Source organism: Streptomyces sp. NPDC054796 (assembly GCF_053611545.1).
On sequence record NZ_JBSHAO010000048.1, the window covers coordinates 26,516 to 45,294 of the forward strand.

Below are 18,779 nucleotides of genomic sequence, written 5' to 3' on the forward strand. Positions count from 1 at the left end.
CTGTGCACGAGGAGCGGAAAACTTGTTGCGCCCGCAGACCCGCTCATGGTGCGATCGAAATCAGTCGGTGCACGGTACAACCTCACAGTCATGCGTAAAGAACGCTAACAATACGGGGTAAAAGTGGACACTGCTGGGCAGGGCACGGTAACCGAGAGCACGCGCACGAAAAACGGCAAGGCGGAAGCCAAGAAGGAAGGTTCGGAAGTCCCCGAGGAAATCGGAGACGACCTCTCCGCTGGGCTTGCGGGATGGACCTTCTCCGGCGGGGTGTACCGGACATTCGACGAGCATATTTCTCGCAGCGTCCCCATGTACGCGGAATGCCACGACCTCATTCTCGAACTGTCCGACTTCTTTGTCCGCAAGGACAGCCTGATCTACGAACTGGGCACGGCCACCGGCACACTCGCCGGACGGATCGCGCAGCGGCACGCGAAGAAGATCCGCCGGGTCATCGGCATCGACATCGAGCAGGCGATGGTGGCCGAGGCCGCCCGCAAGTGCGGGATGATACCCGGCGTCGAATTCGTCGAGGCCGATCTCATGGCCTACCGGTTCGAGCCCTGTGACCTGGTGATCTCCTACTACACGCTCCAGTTCCTGCGCCTGGAGGAGCGGCACGACGTCATCAGGTCCATCTACGACAGGCTCGCCAGGGGAGGCGCCTTCGTCCTCTTCGAGAAGGTGCGCGAGCCCGACGGGCAGTTGCAGGACCTCATCGGCCAGCTCTACCTCGACTACAAGCTCCAGCACGGCTTCACGCCGGGCGAGGTCATGGCGAAGTCGCGCAGCATCCGCTCGGTCCTGGAACCCTCGACCTCCGAGGAGAATCAGGACGCGCTCCGTGCGGCCGGATTCAGGTCGGTCGGGATCGTGCACAAGAGCCTGTGCTTCGAGGGATATCTCGCCGTCAAGTGATCGCGCCCTCGGGGGAAAGCGGAGGATTCGGCTGTGCGCAAGACCATCACATGGATATATCAGTCCGGCGACTATACGGCGTCCGCTGCCGCGCGTTTCGAGAAGGGGCTCACGGAGAAATACTCGGCCGTCGCCGAGCCGCGCGGTTTCGACTTCCGGGTGATAGGCGCCGCCGAGCTGATACCGTCGTGCCTCGGAAAACCCGTGCTGCGTCATCACGGCGAGGATCTGCTGGCGCAGCGGCAGTGCTTCATCGTGGGCGACAAAAGCCTTGACCCGCAGGCGCTCGCCGCCATGCGGGCCGTATACCGGACAATAGAGGCCAGCGATTCCGTCCTGTTGAACCGGGCGATATCGGGCCCCGACTATCTGGAGCGGGACAAGCTGTCACTGTTGCAGCATGCCGCAAAACTCGGGGTGCCGACCGCAAGCACCATAGCGGTCCCCTTCGGAAGGTACGCGCACCTCGTGCTCGACGAGGTGGAACGCGAGATCGGCCCCGGGCCCTACATCGTCAAGCCCAGGGAACTCACCATGGGCATCGGCGTCCTGCGGGTGGATTCCGCTCAGCAGCTCGTGTCGGCTCTCGACATCGTGGCCCAGAGCGGGCTCCCCTACATCATCCAGCCCTACCTTCCGCACACCGCCGACATGCGCGTGTATGTCGCCGACGGGGAGGTGGTCACTTCCCTGAGCAAGCGGCCGCAGCCGGGCGGATACATCTCCAACATCAGCCTGGGCGGTACGTCAGAGGCCACCCAGGAGCACCGGCAGGTGGTCGGCCACTGCCGCGCGCTCGCCGAGAGCCTCCAGGCCGAGTACCTGTGCGTCGACTGGCTGCTGACGGAGAACGGCCCGGTGCTCAACGAGTGGAGCACGGCGCACGGGGGGTTCCTGGTGCTTCCGGAGCCCGAACTGACCATGGTGGCCGACGCCTTCTTCTCCTGGATCGAGCGCAAATTCAACGGAAACCAGCGCCGTAAGGCTTCGAAAAGGACGGGACATGCTTCTTGAGGGCGCGCTTGCTCACTACTACGGACAGGTGCAGACCGCGCTGAGGGAACTGCTGCCCCCGTCCCAGAAGGGCACAGGTGACTTCACGCCCGGCGTCGAGCTGCCCGAACTCACCCCCGCCGTAAGGGAGTTCCTCAGCGCCTCCGCGCTCGCCCACTCCCCGATGCGGCCGTACAAGGGGCGGAACCTCGCGCTCCTCGACCTGACGCGCAACCCGGCCACGATGACCACCAAGACGTTCGCCTCGCTCGTCATCGTGGCCCGCGCCGTCCGCTTCATCCAGGACACGGGCGAGCGCGTCACCATCGTCACCCCCTCGTCGGCGAACAAGGCCATCGCGCTGCGCGACGCCGTGCTGCGGGCCATCAACACGGGCCTCGTCGGCGCCGACCAGCTCAACATCACCACCGTGGTCCCGGCCGGGTCCGTGCCCAAGCTGCGCAGGACGGAACTGTTCACCGACCCCGACCTGCGCGCGCGCAACCCGGTCGCCGTCCACCACGGCGCCGAGCCCGGCGAGGTCAAGACGCTCGCGCGCGGCGTCATCGACGAGCACCGCACGGCGCTGGAGCGCGGCGGCAAGACGAACCTCTGGTACACCCTCCAACTGGAGAACTACCTCGCCGCCGACGTGGTCCGCGCCCTGGCCGAGGACGAGTTCTTCCCCGCGACGGGCGGCGCTCCGCGCCTGCATGTGCACGCCGTCTCCAGCGCGTACGGGCTGCTGGGCCACGCGTACGGATGGCAGCGGCTGCCGGAACTGTCGCGGCTGCCGCGACAGTCGCGTACGGAGGCGGGGACGGAGCCGGAGCCCGCGCGCACACCGCCCCGCTACTTCCTCGTCCAGCACCTCGGCGCCCCCGACATGGTGCTCAGCCTCTACAACGACGGCGCGACCGACCCCGCCCTCGCGCCCCGCTACACCTACGAGAGCGTGTCGGGGCTGTACGCGCAGGCGGAGAACCCGCGCTTTCCCGCCGTCACCTTCGACCCGCAGGAACGGCTCGACAGCACCTTCTACACCCGCAGACCGCCGACGTCGGCCCGGATGAACGAGCTGATCGGCAAGCAGGGCGGCGGCGGCATCGTGGTCTCCCTGGCCGAGTGCCTGAACCGGTACGCGCAGGTCAGGTCGATCCTCGCCGACGCGGAGGTGCGGCTGCCCGCCGATCCGCGCGAGGTGCGGGAGTGGTCCCTCGTCATGGCCGTGGTCGGCGCGCTCAACGCGCTCGACCGCGACCTCGTGCCGGAAGGGGGCCCGGCGGGGAGTCCGGCGGGGAGTCCGGAGGGGGACATCCTCGTGCACGGTTCTGGGAGCTACGCCGTCGGCGACTTCGACGCGCTGTCCGCCACGGAGCTGCACCGGGTCGACGGCGTCGACGACCTGCGGAACGTCGTCCTCCAGGCCACCGCGCTGTGACCGGCGTGACTGGCGTGACCGGCGCACACCGGCACTCGCCGAGCCGCCCGCCGCAGGACCCGTCGAGCCGTCCGCCGCACCCTCCGCACCCGCCGCGTTCGCCGCTGGGGCAGCGGCTCCGTATGCAGGCCGGATACCGCTGGCGCAACAGCGACAGCCCCCTCCTCGTCCGGCTGCGCACGGAGTGGGACACCCGGGACCGGGCGCGCTTCCCCGCCATCCGCTCCGAGCTGGGTGGGCTCTCGGTCGCGTACGCGGGCCTCGCGGAAGGTCTCGCGTACACCCTGGAGTTCACCGAGCTGCGCCGCGAGGGCGGCGAAGGCGGCGAAGAGCGCGCCCAGCGCAGTTCGGAGCTGGTGACGGGCCGGGCCCTCACCAGGCCCGAGGCGCTGCCCGACGCCGACATCGTGATCGTCGGCACCAGCGCTGCCCGCGCCCGCAGGCTACCCTCGACGGCCTCCCTCATCGTGCCGATGCGCGTGCACTTCGTCGTCGACACCGACGCCGACGCCGAGACCGTCAGCCGACGGTTCTCCAAGCGCGAGCGCTCGCAGCACCGCCGCAGCCTGCGCGAGCGGGACTGGAGCTGGGAGGTGTGCCAGGACCCCGCCTGGTTCGACGCCTTCTACGACCACTACTACCGGCCCACCATGCTGCACCGGCACGGCAAGCGCGAGCGGACCGAGAACAAGCCCACGTCCTACGAGTGCCTCTTCAGGGGAGGCCGCCTGTTCATGCTGCGCGAGGGCGGCGAACCCGTCGGCGGGGCGCTCTGCCACTGGGACCCCCGCTCGGGCACCCTGACCCTCCGGCTGCTCGGGGTGCGGGACGGGGCGCAGGAGCACTACGACAGCGGTGCCTTCAAGGCGATCTACCACTTCCTGGTGGGGTGGGCGGCCGACAACGGGGTCGACCACCTGGACTTCCAGGGCACCGAGCCCTTCCTCAGCAAGGGCACGTACCAGTGGAAGCGGCGCTTCGGTACCCGGGTCGTGCTGCCGCCCAACCACTTCGGCGGCAAGCGGCTGTGCCTGCGGGTGCGCCATGACACTCCGGCCGTACGGGACTTCCTCGTCGCCAATCCGCTGCTCGCCGAGGCACGGGGCGGAGGCGGCGGAGGAAGCGGAGGAGGCGGGAAACTGGAGGCCGTCTACTTCCACGACGCCGAGCGGCCGGCGCGCCTCGACTACTCGGCGAAGTCGCCGGGCGTGGAGCGGGTCCGGCTGATCGACCTCGACACCTTCCTCCAGGCGCCGTCGTCCCGCACCGCCGCCCCCGCTCCCGCCCCGGCATCCTCCAGGAGGTAACCCCCGTGTCCGCACAGGACATCGCCTACATCGAGCTGTACACCGCCGACGGTGCCGCCATGGTCGACTACTTCGTCTCGGCCATGGGCTTCACCCGGACCGGCCACCGTCCCGGCACCGGACGCGGCTCCGTCCACCTGGCGCAGGGCGACGTACGGCTGGTCGTCACGTCGGGCCCGGAAACCTTGGGGTTCCTCGACCGGCACGGTGACGGCGTCGCGGACATCGCCCTGACCTGCGACGACGTCGACGCGACACGGGACGCGGCCCTCGCGGCGGGCGGTCGTACCGTCGGCTCAGGGAGCGGAGCCCCGGCCGTGCTCGGCTTCGGCGGCGTACGCCACACGCTGCTCCCCGCACCGCCGTCGCCGTCGCCGTCGCCACGGCCCACGGGCGCGGAGCGGATCCGGCTCCTGGACCACGTGGCCGTCTGCCTCGAAGGCGGCACGCTCGACCAGTTCGCCGACTTCTACCGCGACGCCTTCGGGCTCGCCCGCTACTCCTCCGAGTACGTGGACGTCGGCGGGCAGGCGATGGACTCGATCGTCGTGCGCGGCGCGTCGGGAGGCATCACCTTCACGCTGGTCGCGCCGGACCCGGCGAAGGGCTCCGGGCAGCTCGACGCGTTCCTGGAACGCAACGGCGGCCCCGGCGTGCAGCATCTCGCGTTCCTGACCGACGAGATCGTCCCGGCCGTGCGCGAACTGCGCGCCCGTGGCGTCGAGTTCCTGGAGACGCCGGGCTCGTACTACGACATGCTCCAGGAGCGGTTCACCGAGATGCCGGAGAGGATCGCGGAGCTGCGGGACGTGCACGTACTGGCCGACCGCGACGAATGGGGCTACCTGCTCCAGCTGTTCAGCCGCTCACCGTACGAGCGCAACACCCTCTTCTACGAGCTGATCCAGCGCCGGGGCTCCCGGGGGTTCGGCAGCGCCAATATACGGGCGCTGTACGAAGCGGTGGAGCGCGACCGGCAGGCGGCGCTGTGACGGACACCGGCCCCGGTCCCCTCACCCTGGCCGACTACGCCGAACGCGCCCGCGCGGCCGTGCCCGTGAAGACGTGGGACTTCATCGAGGGAGGCGCGGGCGACGAACGCACACTCCGCTCGAACGCGGACGCCTTCGAGCGGGCGCGACTGCTGCCCCGGGTGCTGGCGGGCGTCGGCCTGCCCGACACCGGTACCCGTGTCCTCGGACGCACCTGGGCGGCGCCCGTCGGCGTCGCGCCCATGGCGTACCACACCCTGGTCCACGACCAGGGCGAGATCGCGACGGCGCGGGCTGCCGGAGCCGCCGGACTGCCGTTCGTCGTCAGCACCTTCGCGGGGCGCACCTTCGAGGACATCGCCGCGGCGGCCACGTCCCCGCTCTGGCTCCAGGTGTACTGCTTCCGTGACCGCTCCCTCACCCGGGAGCTGATCCACCGCGCGGAGCGCGCCGGGTTCGAGGCACTGGTCCTCACCGTCGACGCACCGCGCCTCGGCAGCAGGCTGCGGGACCTGCGCCACGGCTTCACGCTCCCGCCGACGGTCCGCCCGGCCAACCTCGAGCAATCCGGTACGGGGTTCGGCTCGCCCATGGAGCACGCGCTCGCCGAGTTCGACGCGGCACTGGACTGGTCGGTGATCGGCTGGCTGCGGTCGGTCAGCTCGCTCCCCGTGCTCCTGAAGGGGGTGCTCGGCGGGGCCGACGCCCGACGGGCCGTCGACGCGGGCGTGGACGGCCTGATCGTCTCCAACCACGGGGGACGCCAGCTGGACGGCGCTCCGTCCACGCTCGACGCGCTGCCCGAGATCGCCTCCGCCGTCGCGGGTGCCTGCCCCGTCCTCATCGACGGCGGCGTCCGGCGCGGCGCCGACGTCCTGACGTCGCTGGCGTCGGGCGCCGACGCCGTGCTCCTGGGGCGGCCCGTGCTGCACGGGCTGGCCGTCGGCGGGGAGGAGGGCGTGGCGCGGGTGCTGGGGCTCGTCGCCGACGAGCTGACGGAGGCGATGGCGCTCTGCGGCACCGCCTCGGTGTCGGACGCGGGCCCGGACCTGCTGGCACCGCGAACGGCTCTGCCCGCGCAGGGCCCGTCCGCGCGGGACGGCCTGCGAGGGGGAGAGGCGCGCACGGAGGAGCCGCGACGAGAAGAGCCGCGACGAGAAGAGGCGCGAGGGGAGGAGGCGCGAACAGCGAAGCCTCGGGGAGAGGAGGCGCGGACGGAGGTCCTGCGAAGGGATGACCTGCACGGCAGCGTCCGTGACCCCCTCCTGGGCACGATGAACTTCCTCAACGAGATCACCAGCCGCTACCCCGAGGCGATCTCCTTCGCACCGGGCCGCCCCTACGGCGGCTTCTTCCGCTCCGAGCAGATCTTCGACCACCTGCGCCGCTACCTCGACCACCTGACGGCCACCGGCCACTCCCCTGACCAGGTGCGGGACACGGTGTTCCAGTACGGCCCGACCAGCGGTCTGATCCGCGACCTGGTGGCCGACACGCTGCGCCGCGACGAGGGCATCGACGTACCGCCGGAGTCCATCGTGGTCACCGCGGGCTGCCAGGAGGCCATGCTGCTCGCGGTGCGCGCGCTGATCGCCGGGCCCGACGACGTGCTGCTGGTCCCCGACCCCTGCTATGTAGGGATCACGGGCGCCGCCCGGCTGCTCGACGTCGAGGCCGTCGCGGTCCCCGAGCACGCCGGCGGCTTCCGCTGCGCGGACCTCGAAGCGGTGCTCAGCGCCCAACGCGCACGCGGACGCAGACCCCGCGCCTTCTACGTCACGCCCGACCACGCGAACCCCTCGGGCGCGACGATGCCCGTCGAGACGCGGCACGAACTCCTCGCGCTGGCGGCCCGCCACGACCTCCTCATCCTGGAGGACAGCCCGTACCGCTCCGTCAGCCCCGGCCGGCAGCTGCCGACCCTGAAGTCCCTGGACCGCACCCGCAGCGTCGTCCACCTGGGGTCTTTCTCCAAGACGCTGTTCCCCGGCGCGCGGATCGGCTTCGCCGTGGCGGACCAGCCGGTGCACGGCGACGGCGGGGGCGCGAGCCTGCTGGCGGACGAGCTGGCGAAGATCAAGAGCATGGTGACGGTCAACACGTCGGCGGTGAGTCAGGCCGTAGTGGCGGGCATGCTCCTCGCCGCCGACGGCCGCCCCTCGGACTTCAACGCCGACACGGCCGCGTACTACGGCAACGCGATGCGCACGGTACTCACCCGCCTCGAAGAGCGCTTCCCCCCAGCCGAACGCACGGCCCTCGGCATCCGCTGGAACACCCCCACCGGCGGCTTCTTCCTCACCCTCGACGTCCCCTTCCCCACGGACAACGCGGCACTGACCCGCTCGGCGGAGGACTTCGGCGTCATCTGGACCCCGATGTCGTACTTCTACTTGAACCAAGGCGGCGAATCCGCCCTCCGCCTGTCCATCAGCTACCTCACCCCGGACTCCATCAAGGAGGGCATCGACAGACTGGCCCGCTTCATCAAATCCGAGTCGGGGACGGACGGGACGAGCTGAGAGAGCCCCGCGGGGCGGCGCGGGGAGCACTGCCGGGTCAGCAGTTGCGGATGGACCAGACCGGGGACCAGTCCTGGGCGTGGTTGGCGGCGTCGGGCTGGAACGACTTCAGGACGTTGCCGCTCTGCCCGTAGAAGTAGGAGGTGACGTTGCCGGTCTGGCCGTTCCAGTAGTTGCCCGTTCCCTCCCAGTCCGACAGGGCGTACTTCTGGCAGGTGTAGAGGAAGAAGACCTTGTAGTCCGAGGTCGTCGGGTCCCAGACGACCGTGCAGAGGTTGCCCGCAGGGCAGACGTAATCGTTACCCGGTTGCCCGTGCTCGGTGCGGACCTCCGGTGTGATCGTCGGTGATACCGCCGCAGAGCGGGCTGCGGAGGCGTCGTCGGGTGCCGGGGGCAGAGTGAGGACGGTGCCCCCGTCCGCGTGCTCGGAAGACGTTGCGGCCTGGGCGGGACCGGCCGCGAGGGCCGCTGCCAGCATCCAGGCAAGGACCGCGAGAACACCGATGACCGAGCGCTTGATACGCATATGTGCAACTCCCCCTGATGTCATGGTGGCTCGGCGCCGGTGTCCGTCACCGGGCTCCCGTGCCGGACGGAAGCGCTGTTCGTCGCAGCGGCCTCCGCCGCAACAACGATTGCCGTAGGTGCCCCGCGCGTCAACGACACCTTTTCGGCCTCACCTTGCCCGGGAACACCCCGTTCCCCCTCGCCGCCTGGGCTTTCTCGTCAGAGCTGAAAAGCCTGGCCGCCCCAGCACGGAGCCGGAACTCTGGAACCGGAAGGTCATGGAGGCGGAGGCGGGACGGCCCCCGCCATGTGGAAGTGAGGGGTTACTCGATGGGCAAGCTGCATCGGCTGTTCGGCGTGACGGTCGTCTCCGCGACCCTGCTCGGATCCCTGGGCGCGGCGCCCGCCCTGGCGGCGGCCGAGAGTGCGGACTCCGTGCGGGGCGTGCAGGGGCTGTGTCCCGGCGATCCGCTCGGTCTGCGGGCCAGGGTGACCGCGGATTCGGTGGCCATCAAGAAGAATTACGACAGTTCGTCCGCCACGCTGAAGACCGTCTACAAGGGCGCCACCATGGCCATCTACGGGCTCCACGGCTCGTGGACCAAGGTGCAGTACTCGGACCGCACGAACGACTGGTGCGGCTGGGTCCCCAGCAGCTCGATCGAAACGTACTCCTAGCGCGATTCCCCAGCGCGATCAGGCCGGTCCGGGCCGGGCCGGTTCCGCGAAGGCCAGGAACTTGGCGATGCCGTTGCGCTGGATCTCCGACGTCCCGGTCAGGACGCGGAACATGCGGATCTTCCGGAAGAGGAACTCGATCTCGTTGCCCTGCGTGAGCCCTTCCTTGCCGAAGATCTGCACGGCCTCGTCGAGGACGCGGAAGGACGACTCGGCGACGAACAGCTTGCACATGAACGCCTCGTTGTGGACCTCGCGGCCCTCGTCGAGGGCCGCGAGCGCGTCGTACGTCATGGAGCGGGCGGCGTAGAGCCCGGTGGCCATGTCGGCGACCTTGTGCTGGATGGCCTGGAGCTTCAGCAGCGGCCGGCCGCCCGCGACCTTGCGGTTGCGGGTGCGGTCCAGGGTCAGGGCGAGGGCGCGACGGGTGGCGCCGAGCACGGTGGGGCAGTGCAGCAGCCGGTTGGTGGTGACCCGCCCGAGGGCGATGCGCATGCCCTTGCCCTCCTCGCCCAACAGGTTGGCGGCCGGGACATGGCAGTCGTCCAGGACGATGTCGCTCTCGATGTGCTCCCCGGACATCGGCGTCGCACCGTCCTCGACACGGCAGCCGGGGCTGTCCAGATCGACGAGGAAGGCGGAGAACTCCGGCTTCTCGCCCTCCCGCTCGCCGGTTCCGGCCATGCGCGCCACCACGATCGCGAAGTCGGCGAACGGTCCGGCCGAGGAGAACACCTTGTGCCCGGTGAGCCGGTAGCCGTCGTCGCCGTCCCGCACGGCGACGGTGCGCATGGAGCGTACGTCGGAGCCCGCGTCGGTCTCCGTCAGGGAGAAGCAGCAGGCGCGCTCGCCGCGGATCAGCGGCAGCAGGTACGTGTCCAACTGGTGCGCGGTGGCGTGTTTGAGGATGTCGCCCGCGCGCAGCGGCCCGCCCATGTCGCCGAGCACGCTGTGCGACAGGACCCGGCCACTGGCACCGATCTCCTCCTTGAGGGAGGCGAGTCGGCTGAACGAGAGGTTCTGCCCGCCGTACTCCTCGGGCAGGTGGATGCCGTAGAAGCCCAGCTCGCGGCTGCGCCGCCACACCGGTTCGAGGTCGGCGCGGGTGAGGCGGCTCTCGCGGGTGAGGCCGCGCTCGCGCTCGTAGTCGGCCAGCTCGCCGTCGAGGTATGTGCGCAGCCGCTCGACGAGTTCGGCCAGGCGCGGGTCGTGATCGTAGGTGGGGTGCAGGCTGAACGGCACGGTGACTCCAGGATCGGGGGCGGAAGCGGAAGCGGGGAGGGGCAGGCGGGGGTCAGTTGACGCGGCGTGCGGCGTCGGCCCAGTACGGTTCGCGCACGGCCTTGCGGTCGAGCTTGCCGTTCCGGTTGTGGGGCAGTTCGGCCACGAAGTCGACGGAGCGGGGCTTCTTGAGGCGGTCCAGGCGCTCGGCGCAGAAGCCGGTCAGCTCGTCGGCGGTGACGGTCGCGCCGGGCTGCGTGACGACGACGGCCTTGACCGCCTCGCCCCACTTCTCGTCGGGGACGCCGATCACGCACGCTTCCTGTACGGCGGGATGCTCGTAGAGCGCGGCCTCGACCTCGGTGCAGTAGATGTTGAACCCGCCGGAGATGATCATGTCCTTCTTGCGGTCGACGAGGAACAGATAGCCGTCCTCCCGCATCCACGCCAGGTCCCCGGTGTGCACCCAGCCGTCCCGGAAGGTCTGCGCGGACAGCTCGGGCTCCTTCCAGTACTCGCGCACGCAGTCGGGCCCCCGCACGATGATCTCGCCGACCTCGCGCGGGCCCAGCTCCCGGCCCGCCTCGTCGACGACGCGTATCTCCGTGTCGTACGCGGCACGCCCGCACGACTGGAGCAGTTCGGCGTCCTCCTTGACGGCGCGCGCGATCTCCTCGCTGCTCAGGCCCGCGACCACGCTGGTGGTCTCGCCCAGCCCGTACCCCTGCGCGACGACGGGTCCGAAGAACTCCACCGCGTCGCGCAGGCGTTGGGGTGAGATGGGGGCGCCGCCGATGCGCACGCTCGTGAGCGACGACAGGTCGCGCTCGGCCGCGCCGGGGTGGGCGAGCACCATGCTCAGCATGGCGGGCACCAGGAACGTCGCGGTGACGGCCTCCTTCTCCACCGTCGCGAGGAAGCTCTCCGGGCTCCAGGCGGGCAGCACATATGTCGTGGCCCCGCCGAAGACACCGGCGAGCAGGCCCATTCCGGTCGCGTGCGTGATGGGACCGCAGGCCAGATAGCGGCTGCCGGCGCGTGGCCTGGACTCGTCGCTCATGAGCTGCTTGCGCATGTTCGCGAGCCGGTTGCCGACGGTCTGCACGGCTGCCTTGAGCGCGCCGGTGGAGCCCGAGGTGAAGTTCAGGACGCAGGGCTCGTCCTCGGTGACGTCCACGCTGAACGGGTCGTCCGCGCCCTCGGCGAGCAGCGCGTCGTAGGCGGCCTCGTCCGCTCGCGGGGTTCCGGACGGGTCCGTCGACGGGTCCGTTGACGGGTCCAGCGGGACGGGCAGGCAGCCGGTGCCCGCGGCGGCGATGGCGGCGAGCGCGTCCTCGCGGTGCGCGGCGTCGAAGACCAGGGCGCGTACGGGGGCGTAGCGCAGGATGTGCTCGATCTCGCCGCGGCCGAGGCGGGCGTTGATCGGGGCGCGGGTCAACCCCGCCTTGTAGAGGGCGAACTCGACCTCCACCAGCTCGCCGCGGTTCCACGCGAGGGACGCCACCGCGTCACCGGGCCGCAGGCCGCGGGCGGCCAGCGCGGAGGCGAGGCGGTTCGTGACCCTGTCCAGCTCGGCGAAGGTCGAGGACCGTTCCCCGCTGACCAGGGCCGTCTCCTGGGGCCAGTAGCGGGCGCTGCGGGACAGATAGGTGCCGAGGTTCATGAGGGCGTACTCCCGGTGCGGTGGTGATGGCGGTGGCGGTGGCGGTGGTGGCAGTGGCCTGGCGATGAGCGGGGGCTTACAACACGATCAATTACATACAGGCTGTTCATTAACTGCTTGGGTGTCAAGGCTCTCCTACACTGGTGCGCGCACCGAAGGCGGCAGGCGAGGAGAGGGCACGATGGCCGAGGACAGACGGATCAGGCGCTCGCGACGCCTGCTGGGCGGGGCCCTGGTGGAACTGGTCCTGGAACGCGGGTTCACGGCCCTGACGGTGGAGGACATCACCGAGCGTGCCGACGTCGCGCGTGCGACGTTCTACGCGCACTTCCGGGACAAGGAGGACCTGTTCGCGCGTGTGACGTCCGACCTGCTCGAAACGCTGGCCGAACGCCTGGCCCCCGCGGTGGCCGACAGCACGGTGGGCTTCACCGGCAAGCCGGTCCTGGAGATGCTGCGGCACGCCCGCGAGGAACGCGACCTGTACCGGATCGTGCTGCGCGGCGAGGGCGACGGTAAGCCGCTGCAAATGTTCGTCGACGCCTGCGCGCGGGCCACGGCCGAGGAGTTCCGGGCCCGCGCCGAGCGCAACGGCGTACAGCCGCGCATCGACGCGGACCTGCTGGCCCGGGTCTGGGTCGGCGAGCAGGTCGCGGTGCTGCGCTGGTGGGCGGAGCAGGACACGCCGTCGCTCCCGGCCGAGGAGGTCGTACGGATGCTTCTGGATCTGGCGATGCGCGGGCGGTACTGGGCGAGCGGCTTCGACGCCCAGGACTGAGCGGGCCCTCGCCTGACCGGGCACGGGGCCGTGCGGGCCCGGACCCGCTCAGGCGGCGGAGTCCTTGAGCAGCCCCAGGCGCCGCGCGTCGCGTTCGGGCCTGATGGTCAGCAGCGCCACCAGGCCGGTCAGCAGCATGACGGCCGCGGTCAGCAGGAACGCGCTGGTGTAGCCCGCGCTCTGCGAGTCCGCCGTGTCCAGCATGTGCCCGGTGAGGTAGGGGGCGATCAGGTTGGGCAGGGTGCCGCTGGCCGCGACGATGCCGAAGAGCGCCCCGCGCTGGAGGGGCGGTACGACGGCGGCCGTGGTCATGTAGTGCAGCGGGAAGACGATGGCGTGGCCGCCGAACGCCAGGGCGAGCAGCACGATCGCCAGCACCTGCCCGTCGGCGAACGAGAGCGTCGCCATGGCGACACCGGCGGCCATGACGGCGATGCCCTGCGGCACCCCGCTCGACCAGCGGGTGGACACTCCGCGCCGGTTCAGGAAGTCCACCAGCGGTGAGACCGACAGGAGCAGGACGAGGCTGAAGGCCGCGATGGCGCTGATGAGCGTGGCCGCCGTGCCCGGCGTCAGGCCCAGTTGGGTCCGCAGATAGACGGGCAGCCACGCGTGACTCAGGGCCATCGCCCACGAGGCGCCGAAGGCGCCGGCGATGCTGCCGATCACGGTGCCGTTGGTCAGCAGCCGACGGTAGGGGAGCCGCTGTTGGGGCGGCGCGGGAGCGGCACTCTCGCGTACCGCACCCTTGCGTGCCGCACCGTCACGGGTCGCCCCTGCGCGGGCGGGGCGGGCGGCGCCGTACGGCCCGTCGCGCCCCACCTTCCACCAGATCGCGCTCCACACCACACTCGTCGCGGCCAGCGCGGCGAACGCCGAGCGCCAGCCGAAGCTGGTGATGAGCCATGTGACGACCGGCGCCGCGATCAGCGTGCCGAGTGCGGCCCCGCTGATCTGCAACGCCGACGGCAGGCCGCGCCGGTCCAGCGGAAACCACTTGTACAGGGCGTGCATCGACATGGACGTGGCGGGTCCCTCGGCGGCGCCGAGCAGCACCCGGCCCGCCACCAGCGTCGACACCGATGCCATGACCAGGACGGGGAGCTGGGCCACCGCCCACAGCATCGCCATGGTGAACAGCAGCACCCGGCTGGAGATCCGCGCCGAGACGAACCCGACGACCAGCCCGGACAGGCTGAACAGGATCGAGAACGAGCTGGATATCGCGCCGTACGTGCTGTTGCTGATGTCCAGTTCTTCCATGATCGGTACGGCCGCGAGGCCGAGCACGGACTTGTCCGCGAAGTTGATGATCATGAACGTGACGATCATCGCGGCGATGAGCCAGGCGTGCCGCCGGTCGAAGACGGGTGCCGACGCCGCCTCGGAGCCGGAGGCAGGGCCGGTATCCGCGTCGGCGTCGAGGGGTGCGGTGGACGGTGGCGGGTTGGCCATGGGTACTCCTGCGACTCGGAGAGAAGGGTCGTACGGCCGTCGCTGCGCATGTCCCCCCGCGCAGGTCGCAGGCCCGACGCACGAATTTTCCAAACAAGTTGTCCGGTAGTGAGCAACTGATTTGGCAACGTAACGGTCGGTCGTCTTCCGGTCAACGACTCCGACCGCACCCTGTCCAATCTGCTGAACAATCTGTACGTTAACGAGAGCCACGTACGGAAGTTGTGAACTGAACCTGAACGGAACGGGAGCGCACCCCATGCCCCACACGGCCCCGCTGGGCGAGCTGAAGTGGACCCGCGGATACTCCGACCCCGACTGGATCCGCCGCTTCACATCAGCGGGCCGCGAACTCTCGCCGAGCCGACGCGTGTGGCGGGGCCGTGAGCAGCGCCGGGAGCTGCCCGAGCGGGACGGGGGCATCGACTCCGTCGCGATCACCGCACCCGACGGGCGCACGCTCAAGCTGCCCGAACTGTTCGCCGCGGCGCAGACGGACGCCCTGCTGGTGCTGCACCGAGGCGCCGTCGTCCACGAGACATACCTGCACGGCACCCGTCCGGAGACCGCCCACTTCAACGCCTCGGCGGCCAAGTCGTACCTGGGGCTCCTGGCGGCGACGCTCGCCCACCAGGGCGAACTGGACCGCTCGGCCCGCACGTCCGCGTACGTCCCCGAGCTGGCGGAAACCGCGTTCGGCGCCGCGCGGATCGACGACCTGCTGCACATGGGCACCCAGATGAGCTATGCGGGCCGCACCTTCGACAAGGCGATCGAGGCCCAGCGCTACCAGGCGGTCATCGCTCCCCAGATGCGGCCCTACGGCTACCACGGCCCGACCAGCATCCGCGAACACCTCTCCACCGCGCGGGCCACCGGAGCGCCCGGCACCGCCTTCCGCTACGAGAACGGCAACGTCGAGGCCCTCGCCGAAGTCCTGCGCAGGGTGACGGGGCTGACGACGTCCGCGCTGCTCAGCGAGCTGATCTGGTCCCGGCTCGGCGCGGACGAGGACGCGTACTACGTCCTCGACAGCGAGGGCGTCGAGGCCGCCTGCGGCGGGTTCAGCGCCACCGCGCGCGATGTCGCCCGGCTCGGCGAGATGCTGCGCTGCGGCGGAGCGGTGGGCGGGTGCCAAGTGGTGCCCGAGGCCGTCGCCACCACCATCGTCAGCGGTGTCCCCGACGGTTACGCCCGACGGGTGCGCTTCCCCGCCGCGCCGCCCGACTCGCCCGCCAACCTCTCGTACCACGACCTGTGGTGGGTCCTCAACGACCCCTACGGCTCCTTCATGGCCAGCGGCATCCACGGCCAACGGCTGTTCGTCTCACCCCAACTCGACCTGGTCATCGTCCACTTCGCCTCCCAGGTCATGTCCCCGTCCGTCCCGCCCGCCCCGCTGGTCCCCGCCTTCCTCCAGATCGGCACACACCTCGACGCGCTGGGCTGAGGGCGGGGGCCGCGTCCTTCAATCGCCCAGTGGCAGAGGCCGCACCATCGCCAGCAGCGACGGTGCCCCGTCGAAGGGGCGACATGTTCCGACGGGGCGGTAGCCCCACCGCTCGTAGAGCGCCACCACCCGTGTGTGCTCCGCCTGCACCAGCAGCGCCACCCGCCGCTCCGGCCGCCCCTCCAGCAGCTCCCGGTGCAGCCGCTCCGCCAGCCCAGTGCCCCGGTGCGCCTGGTCGACCAACAGCTCCGAGAACCCGAAAGTCCGCCGGCCGTCCTCCGCCACGAACGCCTCGTCCGGCCGGGGGCTGACGCCGTCCCACCACTTTGAGCCCGCCCTCAGCGGAGCCCCGTACGCGTACCCGACCAGCCGCCCGCCGACCGTCGCCGCGACGGCCGCGAAGTCGTGCCGCGCGGACCAGTGGTCCAAGAACGGCGCGAAGGCCTCGCGGGGCTCCAGCGCGTCACCGCTCCCCGCGTACACCTCGTCATGCAGGTCCAGCAGCCGCTCCCGCTCCGCACGGGCCTCCGCTCCGCCCAGGCGCCGCAGCACCGGCTGCCCGGACCGCTGGCCGCTCATCCCGCACCGCCCGCGTGCTGGAGACGTGTCTCCAGCACCCGCAGCCGCCGTGCGACGGCGGGGCTGGAGACGCGGTCCACCACCGCGCCAGGGCCCGCCCGCAGCCCCGCTACCGTGGCCGTCGCCGCCTCCCGGTGTCCCTGCGTCCACTGGAGTTCGGCGGTGACCACGCCGTAGTACAGCGCGTTCCGCGCCATCCCCGCCGCCGACGTCAGGGCCGCCGCTTCCATGGCCATGGCCTCCGCCTGCCCGTACTGCCCCGCCGCCCGGTGCGCCAGCGCCCCCAGCCCCCGCAGTTCTCCCGCGCCGAGAAAAGCCAGCCACGACGGTTCGCCCGCGCGCTCCTGGCGGCGGTCGTCGACGCGCTCCGCCGCCGCCAGATGACGCCCCATCGCCCGCACATCCCCGCTTCCGGCCGCGTAGTCCGCCAGTCGCGCGTGCAGCAGCGTCGCCATCGCCGGATACGAGCGCACGTGCCGGTCCGCCAGCGCATTACGGCAGATCCGTGCCGCCTCCCACGGCCGCCCCTCCCGCTCGACCTGCACCGCCAAGTCCCCCCACGCCCGCATCACCGCCAGACGGTCACCTGACAGCAGCGCCGCCGTCAGCGCATCGTGCCGCATCCGCCCGGCCTCCCGCCGCCTCCCGCAATCGGCCGCCGCCCAGCCCGCACCCCCCGCCGCCGACGCCATCGCCGCGTACAGCTCGCTCTCCGCCCGCGGCCCGTATGTACAGCCCCCCGCTGTCTCCCGCAGCCGCACCAGCAACTCCCTCGCAGCCGCGCGGGTCGCTCCTCCACCCATCCCGTTGAAGTGCGCGCTCAGCCGCGCCAACGTGCCGTTCAGCCGCTCCATGTCGGCGGCAGCGAGATGCCCACGCACGGGCAACTCCTCCAACCGCAAAACCCCCGCCACGGCTCCCGCGAGTACCGTGCGCCGCCGGGGCCCGGCCCCCGCGACGACGGGAGCGGGCGGCAGGGGCGCAGCGGGTGTCGGCACCGCGCTGCGCGGCACGAACCCCATCGCCTCTGGCGGCACGCCGAGCACCTGTTGCAGCGGCACGAGATACCGCTCCTGCGGCCACCGCACCTCACCCGACACCCAGCGCCGCACATGCCGGTCCGTACACACGACTGGCACACCCCGCTGCGCCGACGCCGTGCACACCGCATCCGCCAGGCCCGCACGCGTCCACCCGTCCGTGCGCAACAGCTCCTCCAGTGCCCTGTTCCGCTGCCGCTCGCCGCTCATGTCCGTGTCCCTTCTTCCGATTCGACGGTAGACCCGCCTATGGGCCCTGAAAGGCAAAACGTCCGGTCCGAGCGCACGAAACGGCTCCGAAACGCCCGGCCTGGCGGACCGGCTCACGCGGTTATCTGGTCAACAAGCTCCCCGAAGGACCAGGAGGCCCGACTGTGCCACTCACTACCCAGTGGTCCCCGCCTGCCGGGGTCGCCGCCGAGTTGTTGCCCGCGGGGGTGTGGTGGGATGCCGCCGTCGTGCCCGCGTATCTGGGGGAGCGGGTGTTGGTGCGGCTCGGTCGTGAGTCGGGGGCGGTCATCCGGGACCCGTACGGGTACCGGCTCACCTGGCTGGTACCGCCCGGCACGACACAGGGGTGGGTGGTACCGGAGACCTCGTGCGTACAACTGCTCAGCAGCACACAGCACCTGACGGTTCCGCCTGGCTGGTGCACCCGTTCGTCCTTCACGCACTGGGTGCGGGGCTGGGCGGAGCATGGGCTCACGGACGCACGGTTGCTGTACGTGGTGCTGGATGCGGTGATCCGGGCCGAGCACGGGCCCCGCGAGAGTGGGGCCGGGCGGTGAGCCCGCGCTGTTTCCGGTGCTGTCGGGTGCCCGGCACGCAGACGGTCCTTGAGCTGTACTCCGGTGACGAGCGGGGCGCGAGCCCGCAGACACGCACGCGCACTGTTCCGGTGAAGGTGTGTGACGGGTGCGCGGCCGACATCGCCGCTGAGGACGAGGCCCGCGCCGCGAGGCCGGAGGCGGACCGGTGACCCGCCCCCAGTGCGAGGTGGAGAGCGGCGGCCACGTGGGCCCCGTCATGCGCTATCTGCCCACCGCGCGCTATCCGTGGCATGAGCCGGTGTGGCTGTGTCCGGGGCACGGTGCCTACCTCCCCCTCGCGGCGATCCGCGCCGAGGTCACGGGGGAGACCGTGGCCCGTGCCATCACTGTCTTCACTGGCGCCGGAAAACGCCGCGCCGACGACACCGAAGCCGCGCCCGCCCTGCGCGCACCGTGACCCCC

The 18,779-nt window shown here is 71.0% G+C and carries 18 protein-coding genes; 12 read left to right on the plus strand and 6 right to left on the minus strand.

All coding sequences use genetic code 11. The features are described from left to right. Positions 1-312 precede the first annotated feature (312 nt). The 6 genes from ACWGJ2_RS30740 to ACWGJ2_RS30765 are packed head-to-tail and all read left to right on the plus strand — an operon-like array spanning position 313 to position 8,176. Complete coding sequence (locus tag ACWGJ2_RS30740) at positions 313-921, plus strand: class I SAM-dependent methyltransferase (protein WP_453349549.1); 609 nt, start codon at positions 313-315, stop codon at positions 919-921. A 33-nt stretch (positions 922-954) separates the two neighbouring features. Next, the gene (locus ACWGJ2_RS30745) at positions 955-1,935 is read left to right on the plus strand and encodes an ATP-grasp domain-containing protein (protein WP_453349550.1); all 981 of its coding nucleotides are present in this window, start codon (positions 955-957) and stop codon (positions 1,933-1,935) included. Further along, positions 1,925-3,355, plus strand: a complete 1,431-nt coding sequence (locus ACWGJ2_RS30750; RefSeq protein ID WP_453349551.1) for a DUF6002 family protein — start codon at positions 1,925-1,927, stop codon at positions 3,353-3,355. The genes ACWGJ2_RS30745 and ACWGJ2_RS30750 overlap by 11 nt, the downstream gene beginning before the upstream one ends. Positions 3,356-3,360: 5 nt before the next feature. Beyond that, complete coding sequence (locus tag ACWGJ2_RS30755; protein ID WP_453349552.1) at positions 3,361-4,662, plus strand: hypothetical protein; 1,302 nt, start codon at positions 3,361-3,363, stop codon at positions 4,660-4,662. Positions 4,663-4,667: 5 nt separating this feature from the next. Further along, positions 4,668-5,654: a 4-hydroxyphenylpyruvate dioxygenase gene (gene hppD, locus ACWGJ2_RS30760; RefSeq protein WP_453349553.1), complete on the plus strand. Its 987-nt coding sequence runs from the start codon at positions 4,668-4,670 to the stop codon at positions 5,652-5,654. Next, on the plus strand, positions 5,651-8,176 hold the full coding sequence (locus ACWGJ2_RS30765; protein WP_453349554.1) for an aminotransferase class I/II-fold pyridoxal phosphate-dependent enzyme: 2,526 nt from the start codon (positions 5,651-5,653) through the stop codon (positions 8,174-8,176). The genes hppD and ACWGJ2_RS30765 overlap by 4 nt, the downstream gene beginning before the upstream one ends. Before the next feature lie 37 nt (positions 8,177-8,213). Here ACWGJ2_RS30765 and ACWGJ2_RS30770 read toward each other — a convergent pair whose 3' ends face one another. Further along, entirely contained in the window at positions 8,214-8,702 is a 489-nt protein-coding gene (locus tag ACWGJ2_RS30770; RefSeq protein ID WP_453349555.1) for a hypothetical protein, read from the minus strand. 311 nt (positions 8,703-9,013) lie between these two features. On the opposite strand from ACWGJ2_RS30770, the gene ACWGJ2_RS30775 reads away from it, so the two are divergent. Next, positions 9,014-9,361 (plus strand): hypothetical protein, encoded by a 348-nt coding sequence (locus ACWGJ2_RS30775; RefSeq protein WP_453349556.1) that lies wholly within the window; start codon positions 9,014-9,016, stop codon positions 9,359-9,361. A gap of 18 nt (positions 9,362-9,379) precedes the next feature. On the opposite strand, the gene ACWGJ2_RS30780 is transcribed toward ACWGJ2_RS30775, so the two are convergent. Together ACWGJ2_RS30780 and ACWGJ2_RS30785 are read right to left on the minus strand one after the other, a co-directional pair. Then, positions 9,380-10,603 (minus strand): acyl-CoA dehydrogenase family protein, encoded by a 1,224-nt coding sequence (locus tag ACWGJ2_RS30780; protein ID WP_453349557.1) that lies wholly within the window; start codon positions 10,601-10,603, stop codon positions 9,380-9,382. A 52-nt stretch (positions 10,604-10,655) separates the two neighbouring features. Continuing rightward, positions 10,656-12,245: a class I adenylate-forming enzyme family protein gene (locus tag ACWGJ2_RS30785; protein ID WP_453349558.1), complete on the minus strand. Its 1,590-nt coding sequence runs from the start codon at positions 12,243-12,245 to the stop codon at positions 10,656-10,658. A 181-nt stretch (positions 12,246-12,426) separates the two neighbouring features. Here ACWGJ2_RS30785 and ACWGJ2_RS30790 point away from each other — a divergent pair, with 181 nt between their 5' ends. Next, the gene (locus ACWGJ2_RS30790; RefSeq protein WP_453349559.1) at positions 12,427-13,023 is read left to right on the plus strand and encodes a TetR/AcrR family transcriptional regulator; all 597 of its coding nucleotides are present in this window, start codon (positions 12,427-12,429) and stop codon (positions 13,021-13,023) included. Between the two features lie 48 nt (positions 13,024-13,071). Here the strand turns inward: ACWGJ2_RS30790 and ACWGJ2_RS30795 are convergent, their stop codons facing one another. After that, positions 13,072-14,478, minus strand: coding sequence for an MFS transporter (locus ACWGJ2_RS30795; protein ID WP_453349560.1), 1,407 nt, complete (start codon positions 14,476-14,478; stop codon positions 13,072-13,074). Between the two features lie 259 nt (positions 14,479-14,737). Here ACWGJ2_RS30795 and ACWGJ2_RS30800 point away from each other — a divergent pair, with 259 nt between their 5' ends. Further along, a complete protein-coding gene (locus ACWGJ2_RS30800; protein WP_453349561.1) occupies positions 14,738-15,928 on the plus strand; it encodes a serine hydrolase domain-containing protein in 1,191 nt (396 codons plus the stop codon). Positions 15,929-15,946: 18 nt separating this feature from the next. On the opposite strand, the gene ACWGJ2_RS30805 is transcribed toward ACWGJ2_RS30800, so the two are convergent. Then, positions 15,947-16,507, minus strand: coding sequence for an N-acetyltransferase family protein (locus ACWGJ2_RS30805; protein ID WP_453349562.1), 561 nt, complete (start codon positions 16,505-16,507; stop codon positions 15,947-15,949). Next, entirely contained in the window at positions 16,504-17,757 is a 1,254-nt protein-coding gene (locus ACWGJ2_RS30810) for a hypothetical protein (RefSeq protein ID WP_453349563.1), read from the minus strand. Before ACWGJ2_RS30810 ends, ACWGJ2_RS30805 begins: the two co-directional genes overlap by 4 nt. 164 nt (positions 17,758-17,921) lie before the next feature. Between ACWGJ2_RS30810 and ACWGJ2_RS30815 the strand changes: the two genes are divergently transcribed. From ACWGJ2_RS30815 to ACWGJ2_RS30825, 3 genes are read left to right on the plus strand one after another with little or no spacing between them, the layout of a single operon-like run. After that, complete coding sequence (locus ACWGJ2_RS30815) at positions 17,922-18,335, plus strand: hypothetical protein (protein ID WP_453349564.1); 414 nt, start codon at positions 17,922-17,924, stop codon at positions 18,333-18,335. Positions 18,336-18,361: 26 nt separating this feature from the next. Further along, positions 18,362-18,526, plus strand: coding sequence for a hypothetical protein (locus ACWGJ2_RS30820; RefSeq protein WP_453349565.1), 165 nt, complete (start codon positions 18,362-18,364; stop codon positions 18,524-18,526). Further along, positions 18,523-18,774 (plus strand): hypothetical protein, encoded by a 252-nt coding sequence (locus ACWGJ2_RS30825; protein WP_453349566.1) that lies wholly within the window; start codon positions 18,523-18,525, stop codon positions 18,772-18,774. The genes ACWGJ2_RS30820 and ACWGJ2_RS30825 overlap by 4 nt, the downstream gene beginning before the upstream one ends. Positions 18,775-18,779: the final 5 nt, after the last annotated feature.